This is a genomic window from Flavobacterium cupriresistens (assembly GCF_020911925.1).
Classification (GTDB): Bacteria; Bacteroidota; Bacteroidia; order Flavobacteriales; family Flavobacteriaceae; genus Flavobacterium; species Flavobacterium cupriresistens.
Window position 1 is genome coordinate 791,407 of sequence record NZ_CP087134.1, and the last position, 18,608, is coordinate 810,014.

The following is an 18,608-nucleotide window of genomic DNA, read 5'->3' on the forward strand; positions in this document are numbered from 1 at the left end:
TTAGTATAAATTCAACTATCAAACGACAACGATTCCAGAATCCAAAACTTTGCGCTATCTTTGCGCTTTAATAACATGCTCTAAGGCAATTGCTCTGGCGCAGATTTTAAACAAAAATTACTTAAACTCGTTTAGAGAATTGACATATTAAAATGAAGAAGATACGTAACTTTTGCATTATTGCACACATTGACCACGGTAAAAGTACATTGGCAGACCGCTTACTTGGCGCCACACAAACGGTAACAGCTCGTGAAGAAAAAGCACAATTGCTTGACAACATGGACTTGGAGCGTGAGCGTGGAATTACCATTAAGAGTCACGCTATTCAGATGGAATACACCTATAAAGGAGAAGAATATATTTTAAATTTAATTGACACTCCCGGTCACGTTGACTTTTCTTATGAAGTTTCCCGATCTATTGCAGCCTGCGAAGGAGCACTTTTGATCGTGGATGCTGCACAAAGTATTCAGGCACAAACGATTTCAAACTTATATTTAGCTTTAGAAAACGACTTGGAAATCATTCCGGTTTTGAATAAAGTAGATTTACCAAGTGCCAACCCTGAAGAAGTTAGTGATGATATTATTGATTTGCTAGGTTGTAAATTAGAAGATATTATTCATGCTTCAGGAAAAACAGGCTTTGGTGTTGAAAACATTTTGGCGGCTATTATCGAAAAGATTCCTGCTCCAAAAGGAAATGTTGATGAACCGTTACAAGCATTGATTTTTGATTCACACTACAATCCGTTTCGTGGAATTGAAGTAATCTTCAGAGTTGTAAATGGTGAAATCAGAAAAGGGCAAAAAATTAAATTCATGGCTACAGGCAATGAATATTTTGCTGATGAAGTAGGAACTTTAAAACTAAATCAGGTTCCAAAAAGTGTTATTTCTACTGGTGATGTTGGTTATTTAATTTCTGGAATTAAAGAAGCCAAAGAAGTAAAAGTTGGTGACACACTAACCGATGCTAAAACACCAACTACCAATATGATTACAGGATTTGAGGATGTAAAACCAATGGTTTTCGCCGGAATCTATCCTGTTGACACAGAAGATTATGAAGATTTGCGTTCTTCTATGGAGAAACTGCAATTAAATGATGCTTCATTAGTATTTACTCCTGAAAGTTCTGCCGCTTTAGGATTTGGTTTCCGTTGTGGATTCTTAGGAATGCTTCACATGGAAATTATCCAGGAACGTTTAGAGCGTGAGTTTGATATGACTGTAATTACTACAGTACCTAACGTTTCGTATTTGGCTTACACCAAAAAAGATCCGGAAACTCCTTTCGTTGTAAACAATCCATCGGATTTACCGGAACCATCTAAATTGGATCGTGTTGAAGAGCCGTTTATTAAAGCTACTATCATTACAAAAGCTGATTTCGTAGGAAACGTAATGAGTTTATGTATCGAAAAACGTGGTGCAATCACCAATCAGACGTATTTGACAACAGAACGTGTTGAATTGAATTTTGATATGCCTTTGGCCGAAATTGTATTCGATTTTTATGACCGTTTAAAAACCGTTTCTAAAGGGTATGCTTCTTTTGATTACTCTCCAATCGGAATGAGAACTTCTAAATTAGTAAAACTGGATGTTCTTTTAAATGCACAAACTGTTGATGCTCTTTCTGCATTGATCCACGAAGACAACGCTTACAATATCGGTAAAAAAATGACCGAGAAATTACGCGAATTAATCCCAAGACAACAATTTGATATTCCGATTCAAGCCGCAATTGGAGCTAAAATTATTGCTCGTGAGACTATTAAAGCACTTCGTAAAGACGTTACCGCAAAATGTTATGGTGGAGATATTTCACGTAAACGTAAATTACTTGAAAAACAGAAAAAAGGTAAAAAACGTATGAGACAAGTAGGAAACGTTGAGATTCCTCAAGAAGCTTTTATGGCTGTTTTGAAATTGAACGACTAGTTTTTTTTTTAGAAAATAGAATAAAGAGAATAGAACATAGATAAAACCTGATAGCGAAAGTTATCAGGTTTTTTTTGTTTTAAATGGCTAATTATCAGTTCCTATATGCAAATGAATAACTGCTGCAATTTCCAAATACATATCGTACGAAAAAACTCATAAATCATTGCGCGCAATACCCAAAAAGCTCATTATCAGCAATTTTAAGTAATATGTTGGAGGAAAAAAGCTACTTTTAGAATTAGTAACTAAAAAATTAATAACATGGAAACGAGAATCACACTTATTTTAGCGCTATTTACTTTTTATTTTGCGAATGCTCAACAGGATCAGGTTGATTCAGAAATGAATTCAGCGAAAGGCATCACCTTTAAACATGGAGATATGTTTATTGAAGGCTCCATACAAATTACCACTGGCGGAGATCAGGATTATTATGCTCTAAATCCCAAATTCGGATACTTACTGAATGACAAATTTGCCGTTGGAGGGCAAGTAAACTTTTCCAGTAACAAATTCGAATCAACAGGAATCAAAACGAATGTTTTTGGAATAGGTGGTTTTGCCAGATACTACTTCTTAGAACTAGATAAAAAACGGTTTAAAGCTTATGGCGAAGCCGGTTTGGGTTATGGCAGAAACAAAGTAGAGTCTCCAACAGGTTCAAATGACAGCAATAGCCTTACTGCTAATATTAACATTGGTTTGAACTATTTTCTAACTAAAAACATCGCGGTAACTTTCACACTGGCAAATCTTTTATCCTACAACACCGTTTCTCCGGAAAACGGACCTAGTTCGGATACATTTCAATTAAACATCAATTTATTCGAGAACATTTTTGATCAACCAAAATTTGGAGTGCTTTACAGATTCTAAATCATTTAATTGCAAATTCAAAAGAAAGCACTCACTCTTTCGAAAATACAAAGACCAAATAATAAACCTCTAAACCTGATAGCGAAAGTTGTCAGGTTTTTTTGTTTAAATTTGAGCAAACTAGATTTATGAAAAATATTGACGAATTTGAGTTTGAAAAAATTCTATATTCAAAAGAACATTCAATTTCAGATTGTAAAATTGAATTCGAAAAAATTTCAAATTTTGATTTAGGCAAAATTAAACCTAGATTTCTTTTTAACAATGTTGTGTTTTCAGGAAAAAGATTTAGTTTCTACAAATCAATTGAAAAACATTCTAATTACATAACTTTTAAAAATTGTCTATTTTTAACTGATTTATACATCGGTGACTGTGATTTTCAAAATCTTCATTTTGTATCTAACACATTTGAATGTCAATATATTATTATAAGAAACTGCAAAATTTTAGATCTTAGATATAGTGATGAAAACAATTTCAAAAACGGAAATTTAAATATTGATTTAAGCGAAATACAGAATTTAGATTTTGAAAATATTATTTTTTCTGAATTTTCAAAATTCAAACTAACTAATTCAAATTTCCCTGGAGATGTTTCTATCATAAGAAATAACATAGATCAGCTACTGGTCTCTCACTGTATTTTCAAAAATCGTTTCGATTATTTTAGCAATAAATTTAATCATACACGTAATTCTGCTCTCTTCAATAATTGCGAATTTAATTTTTCAAATTTTTTTGAATCAAATTTTAATAATGATACACTTTTTAGTAATTGTAAATTTTTAAATATAACAAAAATTGAAAACACTGGTGACGAAACAAAAACAACATTAAAATTTGATGATTGCGAATTTTTAAAGCAAGTAAGTTTTAATAAATCTAGAATTCATAAAATAGTATTTAATAATTTGAAGTTCCATGACATTATTTCTTTACAAGAAACATATTTTGACATTGTAGATATTGATAGAACTATTTTTGAAAAACAAGCATATTTTGATGACATCGAAATTAAGCAAATACATAATTGTAACACAAGAAGTATTAGAACAATTAAACTACAATTGCAAAAAGCTGAAAATAAAATTGATTACAATAAGTTCAGGATATATGAATTTAACGCTTATAAAAAAGACATCAAAAAGAAATTAAAAGAATTTAAAAAAGATAAAGATCATTTAAATCATAGAGTAAGACAACCTATTCAATTGAAAAGAGATTTATTTATTTTAAATATCAGTGATGTAGTTTCTGAATATGGTACAGATTGGAAAAGAGCATTAAAATTCACTTTATTAACTGGTTCAATAATTTATCTTCTTTTCTTCATTTGTGAAAATTCTAATTGTAAAATAACCTTACTAAATTGGGATAGTTATACTCGATTTACTTCAGGATTATTTAGATTTTTCTTAGTTACCGACTTTTTTAATCCTCTAGAAAATGACAGAACTTATTTAACAAACCCTTTAAGTTGGCTAATTTTTATCTTTGGAAAAATCGTCATCGCCTTTGGAATTTATGAAATGATCCAATCCTTCAGAAAATTCAAAGCTTAGATCAAATAGCTAAAAAACCTTAGTAACTTAGCAGCTCAGAACCTTAGAACCTTCAAAAAAATGCTCGACGAAACTCCAAAACGATTTGACCGTATTGTTGCCATACTGATTCAATTGCAATCTAAAAAAAATGTAAAAGCACAGGAATTAGCGGATCGTTTTGATTGTAGTCTTCGAACTATTTACCGCGACATTAGAACTCTGGAAGCGTCGGGAGTACCGATCTACAGTGAGGCCGGAGTTGGTTATGCGTTAATGGACGGTTACAGACTACCTCCCGTTATGTTTACACGTGAAGAAGTCAGCAGTTTTATCGCTGCCGAAAAACTAATGCAGAAATTTACCGATCCTTCTCTTGGTAGTCATTATGCCTCGGCGATGTATAAGTTAAAATCGGTTTTGAGAAGTACGGACAAAGACTGGCTTTCGAACATCGAATCAAAAATTTTGATGCAAACCGCACAGCCTTTATTTAATGACAATTCTCCTAATACGCTAGCGCCACTGTTTGAGAGTATAGCCGAAAAAAAACAAATTCTATTATCATACAAAACAGTAGAATCTGAAGAAGCAAGCGATAGAAATATAGAACCCGTAGGTATTTTTCATGAAAATAATAATTGGTACTTTCTGGGGTATTGCCATTTACGAAAGGATTATCGCCAGTTTAGAACAGATCGAATTCAGGGAATTAAAAAAACAGAGCTCAAATTCACGATAGAACATGGTCCATTAGAAACTTATTTAACAAAAAAAGAGCACTCCAATACCACAACAAAAGTCCGCATTCTGGTTTCAAAAAAAGTTGTCGGCCACCTTCGACATGAACAAAAATACCATGGTTACGTTTCTGAAAAAGAAGTCGACGGACAAATCGAAATGACGTTTATGTCCCGTGATATCAAAAATGGTTTTGCGCGTTGGTTTTTGATGTTCGGGGATTATGCCAAAATACTGGAACCGGAACTACTAAAAACAACCCTATTGGAATTACTGGAAATTAATAAAAAAAGACTTTTATAAAAAAACTCCTCAAAAGCATAGGTGCCTGAGGAGTTTTTTGTTCGTTTTTTGAAAATGAATCAACTATAATCTTCTATAATAACTACTGCGCTTTTACAACATTGTAAAAATTATAATCTGTATTTGTTGCATCTGTGATCCCAATATTTCGCCCCATAGTTACAATTTGGCCTCTGTGATACGTGCCATGATTTACCACTTGTAACAAATAATCGCTAATTGGTAATTCACATTGGAACCAAGGGTTCTCGATTTTAACTTTTTTCAATAATTGTTCTTCAGATAACGACTTAATAAATTCAGCCAACTGAGTTGATCTGTTTAGCAATCCTTTGAATATTTCCTCCGTGATCAACTCCTGATTTTCTCTTTTATCAAATTCAGCAGTTTCGGCTATAACGGAATACCAATACTCTTCGGTTGCCCAAATGTGATTAAGTGTTTTACTAATACTTGAAAAACTTGACGGAACTTCCTTTTGAAGTAATTCATCCGATTTTGTAGAAAGCCAGTTTACAAATTGTTGATTTACCCACAAATTGTATTCCGCATAATTGGTTATTATATTTTTAAAGCTCATAATATATTGCCGTTTTACTTATTAACTATTTGAACTAAAGAAAGATAAGAATTATTCTTTTATCTTTCCCAGAAAAACGGAGGTTCAATTCCTAAAGCTCTAAGATAAACGTATCCTTGTCCACGATGATGTACTTCGTTATCAATAAAATACAAAACATTGTGAATAATCGGGAATTCGTACTGACCAAAAAGATTAAACGTGTCATTAAAATCTTCAATAGTCAGTTCTTGCCAATATTTATCAATTTCAGCGGTAGCCTCATCCCATTTTTCAAGATATTGCGCTTTAAAAATCAATTTTTCTTCTGGTTCACTATAAGGCGAAACTTCTCTTTTTACAATTCCTTTTAGAGCAGGGACTGCAATAGACAAAAGTTCATCTGTTAATTTCGCGAAGGTTCTCATTCCTCCTATTGAAAATTCAAAGAAATCTTTTTCAGGAAAAGCTTCGATTACGTGACGTGTCAATGCACGATGTCCTTGCCAGTGTTTCAACAAATCTTCCGGAGTAATAACTTGAGCTGCTAATGTTTTCATGATTTTAAAGTTTTAATTATTTAGTACTTCAAAAGTAAAACGGGCTGGTGACAACAGTTTGTCAGCAGTAAAATAAAATTTATTCTTTTTTGTAATTTTTTATTATTTATCACCTTTTATAGCGGATATGCCGCCAAAATAAATCTAAATAAAACCTGTACCTTTGCAGCTTAAAAACATTGGAACATAGAAAAATGATAGAAGATAAAAATCCGCAACGTACCAGTATAGCGCAATTAGGTGAATTTGGTTTAATTGAACATTTAACCAAGAACTTCGATGTTATCCAGGAATCTACTTTAAAGAGTATTGGTGATGATGCCGCAGTTCTTGATTTTAAAGACAAAAAAGTAGTGGTCTCTACCGATTTACTAATTGAAGGAGTTCATTTTGATTTGGCTTATATGCCCTTAAAACATTTAGGATACAAAGCAGTCGTTGTAAATGTATCTGACATTTGTGCTATGAACGCCAAACCAACTCAAATAACGGTTTCTGTGGCTGTTTCTAACCGTTTCCCTCTGGAAGCCTTAGAAGAATTATTTGAAGGGATTACACACGCTGCAAAAGAATATAAAGTAGATGTTATTGGCGGAGACACCACCTCATCGCAAAAAGGACTAATTATTAGCATTACTGCGATTGGTGAAGCTAATGAGGATGAGATCGTTTATAGAAACGGAGCCAAGCAAACCGACCTGTTAGTGGTGACCGGTGACATTGGTGCGGCTTATATGGGATTACAGGTTCTAGAAAGAGAGAAACAGGTTTTTCAGGTGAATCCAAACAGTCAGCCTGACTTAGACGCGTACTCTTATTTAATCGAACGCCAGTTAAAACCTGAAGCACGAAAAGACGTTCGTACGCTATTACACGCACTTGAAATCAAACCAACTTCTATGATTGATATTTCTGACGGATTATCTTCAGAAATTATTCATTTATGCAAACAATCTAAAGTGGGTTGTAATCTGTACGAAGACAAACTTCCATTAGACCCGCAATTTATTAATGTTTGTGAAGAATTTAATATCGACAGCACAACCGTTGCAATCAATGGTGGTGAAGATTACGAATTATTATTTACCATTGACATCAATGATTTTGAAAAAATAAAAGGGAATCCGAATTTTTCTATCATCGGCCATATGGCTGAAGAGAGTGAAGGAATTCATTTGGTAACCCGTGCCAATACTAAAATTGCTTTAAAGGCCCGCGGTTGGGATGCTTTAAGCGAATAGATAAAAGCTTTTTAAACAGAAAACGACATCCAAAAGATGTCGTTTTTTATTTGCTTTTGTTTCTAAAAAAGCGATTTACTTTTGGCTTCTTTTACCAAATCGTCATCCGATCCGGATTTTATTTTGAGAAGCTCTTTTAGATTCGTTCTTCGTTTTTCTATGGCATTTATAGAAATCGGAATGTATTGTGGCATGTCCGCTACCGAAGTTCCTTTTGATAAATGAAATAAAATTTGCTTGTCGAATTCATCAATTTCAATCGAATTATGAGGCGACTGATTCAGCATTTTTTGTACCGACTGACTGTAATACTTTTCATTTTTCATCACTCTGTCAAATGCAAACAGCAATTCATCAAAAGTAAGATCATTTTTAATAATCAGACCATTGGGGTTTATGGTTCTGATAATTGTCTTAATTTTCAACAATTCCGTATACATCGTTAGCAAAACAATCTTGCAATGCGGCATTTTCTTTGCGATTAATCTTGCCAGATCTTCGCCCGAAAAAATATCTTTTTCTTCATACGGCGGCATACTAATATCTAAAAACGCAACATCAAAATTTGGTGTTGTACTATTTTCTATCAAATCATATCCTGATCTGCAATCATGAGCCTGTGCAATTATAAACTCATATTGTTTGGTATTGTAACGCGTTATCGCATTTTTGTATCCTTCAATAATAAAAGGATGATCATCAACAATTAAAATATTTTGTTTACTTAATTGTGAAATTGTAGTGTTTGGGTCAACTGTCATTTCTTTTGTAGGTTAATTTTTTGATCGATGGGTATTTTTACCAAAAGCAGCGTGCCTTCTCCTTTGGCAGATTTTATGGTTGCGGTTCCCTTACATTCTGCAGCTCTGTATTCGATGTTGTGCAATCCGATTCCGTTTTTGGTTCTTTTTACATTAAATCCAATTCCGTCATCAAAAACAGCTACGGCCAGATGATTTATCTCGCTTTTAAATTCAACCGTAATCGTTTCTGCCTGCGCATACTTATTACAGTTCTGAAGCGCTTCCTGAATAATCCGGTACAGATTAATTTTTACAGCATTACTAACCAGTTCCCATTTGATTTGGGAATCAAAAGCAGTAACCAACTTAGAAGGGTAGGTCTGTTGTTGATTTTCAAACAACTTGTTCAAAATCAAGACAAAATTATTAATTAATTCGGATTTTTCTCTATTTAAATCATGCGAAATTTCCCGTATATCTTCCTCGATATTTTTAAGTTCTGCCAGATATTTTTTTCTTTTTAAGCACGCATCGGCTTCCTCTATTTTATCCAGACTATCCAAACTTATCCTAACACCAAACATTCTTCCCAAAACACCGTCATGTAACTCCTGAGCCACTTTTTTCTTTTCCTTGATGCGAGTCATTTCAATATCATTTTGCTGTGAAATCATCAGATTATAGATGTCTTCATTTGCAATTTGCTGTTGCTGTTTAAAAAGTAACTCCCTGTTTTTGGCTTTTTGGGTTTTGTACACATAAAAAACCAAACCAATCAACGTACAGATGCTAAAAACATAAACTAAGGTTTTAATTTTCTCCTGAAGATTCGAGTTTTGGTCTTTTATTTCATTGGTCTCATACTCAATTCTGGAGAACTTCTCTCCCATTTTTCGTTCCGCCTTCAACATTCGGTCGTTCAGTCGGATATATTCTTTAGTGTAAACAGAAGCATTTTTAGGATCCACTACTTCTATTTGTTTCAGCGCTTCGAGAATATCTCTGATTTTTTTTAAACTACGCGACAAAACCAGTGCTTGTTTAGAATATTGAATTGCTCTAAAAGTGTCTTTGTTAAAAGCATAATATTCAGACAAATGTATTTTACTCAACACAACACCTGATTTTAGCCCAATACTGTCTCTAATTTTTAATGCTTTAAAAAACTGTCCCGGAAGCCCTTCCGACTCTTGCAATTTAAATTTAGAATACGCCAGATTATCTAATATAATGGTATACAATATGGTATTCTCCCTGAATAAATTTTTCTCTTCAAGGCCTTTTATAAAATATACTTTTGCTTTACTGTAATTGCGCATTCTTAAATTAACAAACCCAATATTATTCAATGAGGTTGCTTTTAACTGAAAGTCCGCAGGAATTGATTTGTCTGCAAGAATGCGCAATGCATTCTGATGGAATTCAAGCGCTTTTCGATACTCTTCCCTTTCATTATATAAGATTCCAAGCAAGTTATTACAATCATAAAGCAGGTCGTTCACATTTTTTTGTTGCTTTAAAATCCGGAGTGCTTTAAAAATGTTGATCTCACTTTCAAAATAATCACCTTCATTGTACTGAAGTGTTGCTTTGCTTAAAAAAGTCTTGGCCAAATTATAGTGATCGTTAATTTTAAGATACACCTTTTCTGCTCTGAAATAATTCAAAAAGGCACTGTCTGTAACAGCATGTACCGTATAATAATCTCCCAGATAACTATATGCTTTAGCCATATTAAGCGAATCCCGGGAGCTTCTTGACCGATCTAAAATTAATTCTGTGGTTTCAAGATAAGAAACCCAGTCGCTCATGTTATAATATCGATTGGCAATTTTGAAAAGATTAACTTTATTAAGCGAATCATTTTTCTGATTTATAACAATAGCGAAAGCCTTCTTATTGTACCCTTGTTTGTAGTTAAAAGGCAGGTTGATATCATTTGCCAGTGATAAATAAGTGGCAAGACTATCTTCTGATAAATTGACATTTTTATCGCTTTTGTTTTTCTTGGTACAGCCAAAAAAAACAATACAGAGAAGGAATAATATTAAGTAATTATTTTTCAATAGTGTCTTTGAATTTCATCAAAAATACTAAAACTATAGGCTAAAAAAAAGGCTGTCAAAAAATTGACAGCCTTCTCTTGTATTTTTATTTTTTTTTAATCCAATTTCACATTCGCACGTGTTGACTGGTTATCTGTAGTAAAACTCCCGGATTGATTCGCATTTACATTCATTTGCATTTCATGTCCGTTAACATCACTCTTACGCCTTCCCATTGAAGTACCGTCTATTGGGTTGATAATGTTTACATCTGTATCAGCTGCATTGTTTACTTCATCTGGAGTAGTAAAAGAAGTTACTACCATTACTAAAGATAATAATCCGATTGTTAAAGCTGCTTTTTTCATGATCTTGATTTTTTTTAGTTTATGTTTTTTATTTGGGGCATGTAATTCTTAGAAAAGAACCACGGTGTAAAACTAAGTCCGGAACCAAAAAAAAATTGCACAAAAAAATTAGTTTGTGGTGAAACATACCCAATTGATAGTAAACAGATACCAAATCAACGTAAACACTTAATTTTTAGACCTCTAAATAATTCCCTATACTAAAATCCGAGATTATTAAATCAACATTTGATTTGTATGTTTTAGAGAAAGGAATCTTTTTCGCCGTGTTTTTTATGTAACAAACTGAGTTTCCGCTATGAATGCGTGCCACATAATTCCGATTAACGATATAACTGTTGTGAATTCGGAAAAAAGGATAGGATAAAACATTCTCAAAATGTTTAAGCGTTTTAAAAGCCGTTATCATTTCACCTGTATTAAGGTAGATGTCTGTTGAATTATTATCGGCCTGAAAATAGATGATATCTTCTGCATTGAGATAACGATAATCACCATATGACTTTATACAAATAACAAGCGGTTTCTCGCAGTCCTTAGCGGGAGCGCAAACCGGAGCAACCGGAGCAGAGCTATCATCTCTTGTACGGACTAATTCTGTCACCAAATTGATTTTATTCAATTTTAAAATAAGCTTCCGCAGGTCAATTTCCAAAACCGGTTTCAGTACATAATCAAAAACACCGTATTGAATTGCTTCATAGGCCCATTCTGTTTTTGAAGTGGTAATAATTATTTTAGGAATAATCGATAAATACCGGTACAATTCATTGATAAAATAAAGCGATAACTTGCTTAAAGGGTCTTTAGGATCAATTTCTAAAAAGACAAGAGCGGGTTTGTGTTGCAAAATCAGATTTAATCCCTGTTGGTAATTCACAGCTGATCCCACAAAAGTTAAGTCCGAAAAACCAGCTGCAACAGTTCTGGTTTTCAAAATACTTTCAGTGTCATCATCAATAATAATATACGAATACTTTTTCAATATCGGAATGTCTTGATTCTATCTACAATTAAAGCTACGAATTACAAACGCATAAACATTTCATTGTTAATACATTACCAACAAATGTTAAAACATAAAGACAAAATACCAATATGTCCGATGAAATACAAGGTCTAAATTAAAAAAAATCCCAAATTCCTGATGTGGAATTTGGGATTTTTATATTTCTATTTGAAAAATTACATCTTCATTAACCAGTTTTTCATTGAAACTTCGTTCTCAATGATGGCTCTTAATTCAGCAATTTTAACACGATCTTGTTTCATGGTATCTCTATGACGAATCGTAACCGTTTCATCTTCGATAGTCTGATGATCTACTGTAATACAAAACGGAGTTCCTAAAGCATCTTGTCTTCTGTAACGACGCCCTACTGCATCTTTTTCGTCATACGCTACATTGAAATCCCATTTTAAATCTTCGATGATTTTTTTAGAAATTTCAGGTAAACCGTCTCTTTTAATTAATGGTAAAACAGCTGCTTTTGTTGGCGCTAAAACTGCCGGTAATTTTAGAACCGTTCTTGTAGAACCATCTTCTAAAGTTTCTTCTTGCAATGAAGTTGCAAAAACCGCCAGGAACATACGATCTAAACCAACTGAAGTTTCTACTACGTATGGCACGTAGTTCTCATTCAATTCAGAATCAAAATATTGTAATTTTCTTCCTGAGAATTTTTCGTGCGCTTTTAAATCAAAGTCTGTACGAGAGTGAATTCCTTCTAATTCTTTAAATCCGAAAGGGAAATTAAATTCTATATCAGCCGCTGCATTAGCGTAATGTGCTAATTTTTCATGATCGTGAAAACGGTAATTCTCTTTTCCTAGTCCTAAAGATAAATGCCAGTTCAAACGTGTTGTTTTCCAGTGTTCGTACCATTGCATTTCTTCACCTGGACGTACAAAAAATTGCATTTCCATTTGTTCAAATTCACGCATACGGAAAATAAATTGTCTTGCTACAATTTCATTTCTAAAGGCTTTTCCCGTTTGAGCAATTCCAAAAGGAACTTTCATACGACCTGATTTTTGCACATTGGCAAAATTCACGAAAATACCCTGAGCCGTTTCCGGACGCAAATATAAATCCATTGCAGATTCTGCAGAAGCTCCCAATTTGGTTCCGAACATTAGGTTAAATTGCTTTACATCTGTCCAGTTTCTGGAACCCGTTTCAGGATCAGCGATTTCCAATTCTTCGATTAAAGCTTTTACATCTTCCAGGTCACCATTGCCCAAAGAACGTCCAAGTCTTTCACGAATTTCTTTTTCTTTTGCAAGATATTCAACCACTCGTGCATTAGTTGTAATAAATTCTTCTTCATTAAAAGCATCTCCAAAACGAGCTTTTGCTTTTTCGATTTCTTTTTTGGCTTTCAGATTAATCTTTTCAGCATGATCTTCAACCAAAACGTCTGCTCTGTATCTTTTTTTTGAATCTTTATTGTCAATTAACGGATCATTGAAGGCATCAACGTGGCCTGAAGCTTTCCAGGTCGTAGGGTGCATCAATATTGCAGCATCTAAGCCCACAATATTTTCATTCATCTGAACCATTGATTTCCACCAATATTCACGAATATTCTTTTTTAACTCGACGCCATTTTGTGCATAATCATATACTGCACTCAATCCATCGTATACTTCGCTTGACGGAAAAATAAATCCGTACTCTTTTGCGTGCGAAACCACATTCTTAAATAAATCTTCTTGTTTTGCCATAGTGATGCAAAAATATAAAAAGTACCATTAAAAAAAAGAAAAATAATAAAGTTTGAGGGATTGATTTCGTTATTTTTGTAACTAAATTCTTTCTATTTGTGTTTAATTATATTATTGACCTGTTTTTTCCTAAAGTTTGCGCCGGATGTCACAGCGTTTTAATGACTTATGAATCTGTTTTGTGCACCAAATGCCGTCATGAACTACCGCTTACGCAATATCATTTAGATCCTGAAAATGAAGCGGTCAAGAAGTTTTACGGAAAAATTGCTATCGAGCATGCTTCCGCTTTTCTATATTTCAATAAAAAAGGGATCGTTCAGGAACTCATTCACAATCTAAAATACAAGGCACAAGAAGAAATTGGAACTGTTTTAGGGCATTGGTACGCCGAAGATCTGAAGAAACTACAACTAGAAACACCTTTTCATGCTCTGATCCCGGTTCCGCTTCACAAACGAAAATTTAAAGAAAGAGGTTATAATCAGGTCACAACTTTTGGAAAAGCCTTGGCCGAAAGTTTAGACACTCCATATGACGATACTATTTTATACCGTAAAACATACACTAAAACACAATCCAAAAAGAATCTTTCCGGACGTTCAGAGAATATCGAAAATATATTTGATGTCCGTTTTTCAGAAGAACACCATTATAAACACTTTTTAATTGTTGATGATGTTCTTACTACAGGAGCGACACTGGAGGCTTGTTCCCGGGCCTTATTAAAAATTCCGGGCGTAAAAATCAGCATTGTCTGTATGGCAATTGCGCACTAAAAAACCAAGTTTGATTATTAAACTACTTATTTTCAAGCATTCCTATTTTCCTGCAAGGTCTTTTTTTGACCTTGTAGGTATCTTAATTTATGTCTTACCCCTACAAGCTCAAAAAAAGACCTTGTACGAAATAAAAAAAAAAGATTAAATACGGGCCAATACTGATTTAAATTTCGAATAGTAGCCCAGTTTAGGCTAAAAAGATTTTACCTTAATTGATTACTATTTTCTTAACGGTTTTTCGGTTGCCATCAATAACACTTACCAGGTAAATCCCTGAGGACACATTTGCAAGTTGAATGTTTTGATTAAAAATAGCCGACCCTGCAAAAGAGTTTGAATAAACAGTTCTTCCCAAAATATCATTTACAAAAACGTTAATTCCTGAACCTGATTCCGATAAAAATTGAATCGTGAAACTACCTTTATTTGGATTTGGATAAAGAACAAAATCAATAGGCGCCTCAACCTTGTCCGTTCCTAAAGTAAATTTTTGAGTCTTAATTGTAATCGATGCAGCATTTATGGTTCCTGTTTCTCCGACATCAATATCGCGAACCATTAAAGTCCAGTCTCCGTAAGGACTCTCTTTATTGAATGCACTTAATTTACCTGCCGGCACGACGATTTGCAAGGTGTTTGCTCCACAAGAAAGGGCAGCACCTGCATCATCATATTTTAAAGACAAGGTATTTGAAGTACTGCCACAACCACCATCAAACAATGGAACTATGGTACCTTTTGGACTCTTTATACTTATCTGAACATCGGATAAAAAAGAGTGCGTAAAATTAATATTCAAATCTACATCAAGAATTTCAGCTCCATCAGCAGTAGTCACTGTTTTTTTAGCAGCACTGTCAGCATCGTTTAATCCTGCCGTAATCGTATTTTTCCCTGTAGGAGCAGACACCGTAATTATTCTTGTAGTATATACCAAATCGTTATCCGGAATTACAATTGGCGCAGCAAAAGTGTACGTATTTGTATTTGCAACAGTGTTGTATCCTACTGCAAACTGTTTACTATTTACAGCATAATAAATATTAGCAGTTGGCTCGATCAATAACCTGCAGGCGGTAGCCTTAAGATCAGCAGGAACAGTTATGGTTTCCGAACCGTCATTTGGCGTATTTGATACTAAAGTTATTGGAAATGTCAATCCCCCATCTGTAGAAAGTTTGATATTAACATTGGAAGAACCCGCTAAAGTATTTGTATTATTAACCGTCCAGGTTATCGTTTGCAGACTACCATTTATCCAACCGATATTGTCTGTATTTTGCGACGAAATTGCAAAGGGACCTGCGTTAGCATTCACAACAACAACCATAGCATCCGTATTAGTCTGTGCTGTGCCTTGAGCAGCATTGTCACGCCCCGTTAAAGTAAAATTCAAGGTTCTTGCTATAGAAGAAACGGATTCCCAGGTAGATGTTAATTTATTGTTCAACACATCATTTTGCTGAGGCATATATCTAATTGGTGACGTCACCGGTAAAAAAGAACGAAACAAAGGTCCATCCGGTTTAGTCGGATAAGCTATACTGGTCTCTCCAGCTGTAATGCTTGCAACATCATTTTCCTCCCAACAATACGTCACTGTATCTCCATCCGGATCAGAACCTGTTCCTTTTAGAATAAAGGCGGTTTCTTTTGGTATGGTATAATCAGGACCTGCACTTATTGTTGGTGGATTGTTGGTTAAAGGTAAACTCACTGCACAATTCGCAGTTGAAAGCACATTCTGAATTTGCAAAATACTAACATAGGCAAAATAATCGTCTGATCTGTTTTGCACATCGTAACCTTTAGAAATCCCGGCATATCCCATAATTGTAGAACCGCTACCTGGCTCTACATTAACATTTGTTCTCTGACTGCCATCAAATGAAAAAGTGTGTTCGGCTCCTAACTGGTGTCCAAATTCATGAACTACAAAATCAATATCAAAAGTATCTCCTTGAGGTTTTTTATTTGAAGGCGAAGTATAAGCACTCCCTTTTCCTAATGGTTCAGAGCTTGTAGGATTCGTACAAATACAACCTACACAACCAGCATTTCCTCCTCCGCCCGAAGCACCAAATAAATGTCCGATATCATAACCGTCATTACCAATAACATTGGTTAACGTAGTTTGAATTTCCTGGTTCCAAGCTCCTTCAGCACCTACATCAGCAACTGAATAAGGATCCGTATTCGCATCCGTATAAATAAGGACATCATTATTCGCAATCAAAATCACTTTAATGGCGAGATCTCTGTTAAAAACACCATTAACTCTTGTTAAAGTAGCATTCATACCTGCTAATGCACCTTGTTTTGTCCCTCCAAAAAAAGTGGTATACTCTCCCGTACATGACAGAGCCAATCGCAATGTTTTGAAAACTTTATTATTTGAACTGCTCTTTCCAGTATTAGCCTTATTAGCTGTTTTTTTATTAGCTGTAGATTCTTTCGTAGAGCAAATCAGTGTTGATTTTGAAAGACTGTTTTTTGAAGCAAAAGCAACATATTGCGTTTTATTATCCGGGTTCTTTTCTACAAACTCGGGATTTTTTTCTGCGCGTAGTACCATAGATTGTACTCCGTCAGGAGAAACACTAAAATGAATTTTTGCTGATTTATCATCGATCCCATTACCTTCATATGCCCTAATGTCCGGATATTTTGCCTGCAGTTCAGGATCAAAATTCGATGACTCCCAAACAGAGAATCGCTCTAAAACTCCGTTCGAATTTGGAAAAGTAATTTCAGTAGTAGTACTTTTTGCTTTTTTATCGGTGGTAGCGGACAACTTTGTCTTCAGAAAATCTGAGTTTAATTTAAAATACATTTTTTCTGAATCATCAGCCGTTACTTTTCTACCAAGAATAGAAGCTGAACTTACTTTTTGCCATAAAACATCGCTTTGCGCATTGATTTCGGCACTAGAAAAAAGAATCAATATAAAAAGTAGTAGTTTTTTCATAAATTCAAAAGTATTTTTTAAACATCAAAGATAAGCTAATTAAATTAAAATTTCGCTTCCATACGTGTAGTGAATTCCTACATTAATAAAGTGATTTTCCCTTTTTTACCTATGACTCTTGCTCTTTTCACAAAAAGACACTCAATTTCATTAAAAAAATCAATTGAGCTGAGTATCAAATTTAAAATAGATAGTATAAATTTGCAGCATCTTAAATAATTTGCTTTGAAGCTTTTTCATTCTATAAACGATTTTCGGTCAACCAAGAAAACTATTTTAACTCTTGGCACCTTTGATGGTGTGCATATTGGTCATAAAAAAATTCTGGAACGAATTACTCAAAACACCGAAAATGGGAAATACGAGAGTTTAGTACTTACTTTTTTTCCGCATCCAAGAATGGTACTGCAGGAAAAATCGGAAATAAAACTATTGAATACCATTGCTGAAAAGACAAAACTTCTGGAGCAAACCGGAATTGAAAATCTGGTAATACACCCGTTTGACGAAAGCTTCTCCAGATTAACTGCCGAAGAATTCGTGCATTCTATTTTAGTAGATCAATTTCATATTCAAAAAATAATCATTGGCCACGATCATCGCTTTGGCAGAAACCGAACGGCCAATATTGATGATCTGATTGCATTTGGAAAAGAATATGGTTTTGAAGTGGAACAAATTACGGCTCAGGAAATTCAGGATGTTTCGGTAAGCTCAACCAAAATCAGAAAGGCTTTAGACGAAGGTCATGTCACTTTGGCCAACGAATATTTAGGTTATAATTACTTTTTAAGTGGTGAAGTTGTAAAAGGAAAACAGCTCGGAAGAACAATCGGATTCCCCACTGCCAACATCCATATTGAGGAAGATTATAAAAAAATCCCGAAAAATGGTGTTTATGTCGTTCAGGCAACATTCCATAATGGAAGTAAAGTTTTTGGAATGATGAATATCGGTTTTAACCCCACTGTAAACGGGGACAAACAAACCATAGAAGTGCATCTTTTTGATTTTGATGCTGATATTTACGGTAAAAAAATAGAAATTTCTTTGCTAACTTATCTTCGCGAAGAACAGAAATTCGGCTCTGTTGACTTACTCAAAGAGCAGCTCAATCAGGATAAAACAAATGCTTTAGCTTTTATCAATCAGCTTTAGAAACTCCTGTTATACTTTTTATCGTTTTTAAATCATCGTAG

The 18,608-nt window shown here is 34.1% G+C and carries 15 protein-coding genes; 7 read left to right on the top strand and 8 right to left on the bottom strand.

The features are described 5' to 3' along the window. The first annotated feature begins 152 nt into the window (after positions 1-152). From lepA to LNP23_RS03695, 4 genes are all read left to right on the top strand, one after another. Positions 153-1,949 (top strand): translation elongation factor 4, encoded by a 1,797-nt coding sequence (gene lepA, locus LNP23_RS03680; protein WP_047776631.1) that lies wholly within the window; start codon positions 153-155, stop codon positions 1,947-1,949. Between the two features lie 264 nt (positions 1,950-2,213). Continuing rightward, positions 2,214-2,828, top strand: a complete 615-nt coding sequence (locus LNP23_RS03685; RefSeq protein ID WP_230003807.1) for an outer membrane beta-barrel protein — start codon at positions 2,214-2,216, stop codon at positions 2,826-2,828. A 128-nt stretch (positions 2,829-2,956) separates the two neighbouring features. Beyond that, the gene (locus LNP23_RS03690) at positions 2,957-4,393 is read left to right on the top strand and encodes a hypothetical protein (RefSeq protein WP_230003809.1); all 1,437 of its coding nucleotides are present in this window, start codon (positions 2,957-2,959) and stop codon (positions 4,391-4,393) included. Positions 4,394-4,453: 60 nt separating this feature from the next. Then, complete coding sequence (locus LNP23_RS03695) at positions 4,454-5,416, top strand: helix-turn-helix transcriptional regulator (protein ID WP_230003811.1); 963 nt, start codon at positions 4,454-4,456, stop codon at positions 5,414-5,416. A gap of 82 nt (positions 5,417-5,498) precedes the next feature. On the opposite strand, the gene LNP23_RS03700 is transcribed toward LNP23_RS03695, so the two are convergent. Both LNP23_RS03700 and LNP23_RS03705 read right to left on the bottom strand, forming a co-directional pair. Next, on the bottom strand, positions 5,499-5,996 hold the full coding sequence (locus tag LNP23_RS03700; protein WP_230003813.1) for a DinB family protein: 498 nt from the start codon (positions 5,994-5,996) through the stop codon (positions 5,499-5,501). A gap of 59 nt (positions 5,997-6,055) precedes the next feature. Continuing rightward, positions 6,056-6,535, bottom strand: coding sequence for a DinB family protein (locus tag LNP23_RS03705; RefSeq protein WP_230003814.1), 480 nt, complete (start codon positions 6,533-6,535; stop codon positions 6,056-6,058). Between the two features lie 194 nt (positions 6,536-6,729). Here LNP23_RS03705 and thiL point away from each other — a divergent pair, with 194 nt between their 5' ends. Continuing rightward, positions 6,730-7,776: a thiamine-phosphate kinase gene (gene thiL / locus LNP23_RS03710; protein ID WP_230005132.1), complete on the top strand. Its 1,047-nt coding sequence runs from the start codon at positions 6,730-6,732 to the stop codon at positions 7,774-7,776. Between the two features lie 62 nt (positions 7,777-7,838). Here thiL and LNP23_RS03715 read toward each other — a convergent pair whose 3' ends face one another. The 5 genes from LNP23_RS03715 to LNP23_RS03735 all read right to left on the bottom strand — a co-directional run bounded on the left by LNP23_RS03715 (position 7,839) and on the right by LNP23_RS03735 (position 13,659). Then, a complete protein-coding gene (locus LNP23_RS03715) occupies positions 7,839-8,537 on the bottom strand; it encodes a response regulator (protein WP_230003816.1) in 699 nt (232 codons plus the stop codon). After that, positions 8,534-10,585: a tetratricopeptide repeat-containing sensor histidine kinase gene (locus LNP23_RS03720; RefSeq protein WP_230003818.1), complete on the bottom strand. Its 2,052-nt coding sequence runs from the start codon at positions 10,583-10,585 to the stop codon at positions 8,534-8,536. The genes LNP23_RS03715 and LNP23_RS03720 overlap by 4 nt, the downstream gene beginning before the upstream one ends. Before the next feature lie 95 nt (positions 10,586-10,680). After that, a complete protein-coding gene (locus LNP23_RS03725) occupies positions 10,681-10,932 on the bottom strand; it encodes a hypothetical protein (protein ID WP_047776618.1) in 252 nt (83 codons plus the stop codon). A 175-nt stretch (positions 10,933-11,107) separates the two neighbouring features. Beyond that, on the bottom strand, positions 11,108-11,917 hold the full coding sequence (locus tag LNP23_RS03730) for a LytR/AlgR family response regulator transcription factor (protein WP_230003821.1): 810 nt from the start codon (positions 11,915-11,917) through the stop codon (positions 11,108-11,110). Between the two features lie 200 nt (positions 11,918-12,117). Next, positions 12,118-13,659, bottom strand: a complete 1,542-nt coding sequence (locus LNP23_RS03735; RefSeq protein WP_047776615.1) for a glycine--tRNA ligase — start codon at positions 13,657-13,659, stop codon at positions 12,118-12,120. 98 nt (positions 13,660-13,757) lie between these two features. On the opposite strand from LNP23_RS03735, the gene LNP23_RS03740 reads away from it, so the two are divergent. Continuing rightward, positions 13,758-14,438, top strand: a complete 681-nt coding sequence (locus tag LNP23_RS03740) for a ComF family protein (RefSeq protein WP_230003823.1) — start codon at positions 13,758-13,760, stop codon at positions 14,436-14,438. Between the two features lie 211 nt (positions 14,439-14,649). On the opposite strand, the gene LNP23_RS03745 is transcribed toward LNP23_RS03740, so the two are convergent. Then, positions 14,650-17,409, bottom strand: coding sequence for a zinc-dependent metalloprotease (locus LNP23_RS03745; protein WP_230003824.1), 2,760 nt, complete (start codon positions 17,407-17,409; stop codon positions 14,650-14,652). Between the two features lie 225 nt (positions 17,410-17,634). On the opposite strand from LNP23_RS03745, the gene LNP23_RS03750 reads away from it, so the two are divergent. Next, positions 17,635-18,567 (top strand): bifunctional riboflavin kinase/FAD synthetase, encoded by a 933-nt coding sequence (locus LNP23_RS03750; protein ID WP_230003826.1) that lies wholly within the window; start codon positions 17,635-17,637, stop codon positions 18,565-18,567. Positions 18,568-18,608 lie beyond the last annotated feature (41 nt).

Coding starts and splice junctions, on each gene's coding strand:
- LNP23_RS03700 (WP_230003813.1), bottom strand. CDS start 5,996: ATGAGCTTTAAAAATATAATAACCAATTATGCGGAATACAATTTGTGG.
- LNP23_RS03695 (WP_230003811.1), top strand. CDS start 4,454: ATGCTCGACGAAACTCCAAAACGATTTGACCGTATTGTTGCCATACTG.
- LNP23_RS03735 (WP_047776615.1), bottom strand. CDS start 13,659: ATGGCAAAACAAGAAGATTTATTTAAGAATGTGGTTTCGCACGCAAAA.
- LNP23_RS03705 (WP_230003814.1), bottom strand. CDS start 6,535: ATGAAAACATTAGCAGCTCAAGTTATTACTCCGGAAGATTTGTTGAAA.
- LNP23_RS03685 (WP_230003807.1), top strand. CDS start 2,214: ATGGAAACGAGAATCACACTTATTTTAGCGCTATTTACTTTTTATTTT.
- LNP23_RS03715 (WP_230003816.1), bottom strand. CDS start 8,537: ATGACAGTTGACCCAAACACTACAATTTCACAATTAAGTAAACAAAAT.
- thiL (WP_230005132.1), top strand. CDS start 6,730: ATGATAGAAGATAAAAATCCGCAACGTACCAGTATAGCGCAATTAGGT.
- lepA (WP_047776631.1), top strand. CDS start 153: ATGAAGAAGATACGTAACTTTTGCATTATTGCACACATTGACCACGGT.
- LNP23_RS03690 (WP_230003809.1), top strand. CDS start 2,957: ATGAAAAATATTGACGAATTTGAGTTTGAAAAAATTCTATATTCAAAA.
- LNP23_RS03745 (WP_230003824.1), bottom strand. CDS start 17,409: ATGAAAAAACTACTACTTTTTATATTGATTCTTTTTTCTAGTGCCGAA.
- LNP23_RS03725 (WP_047776618.1), bottom strand. CDS start 10,932: ATGAAAAAAGCAGCTTTAACAATCGGATTATTATCTTTAGTAATGGTA.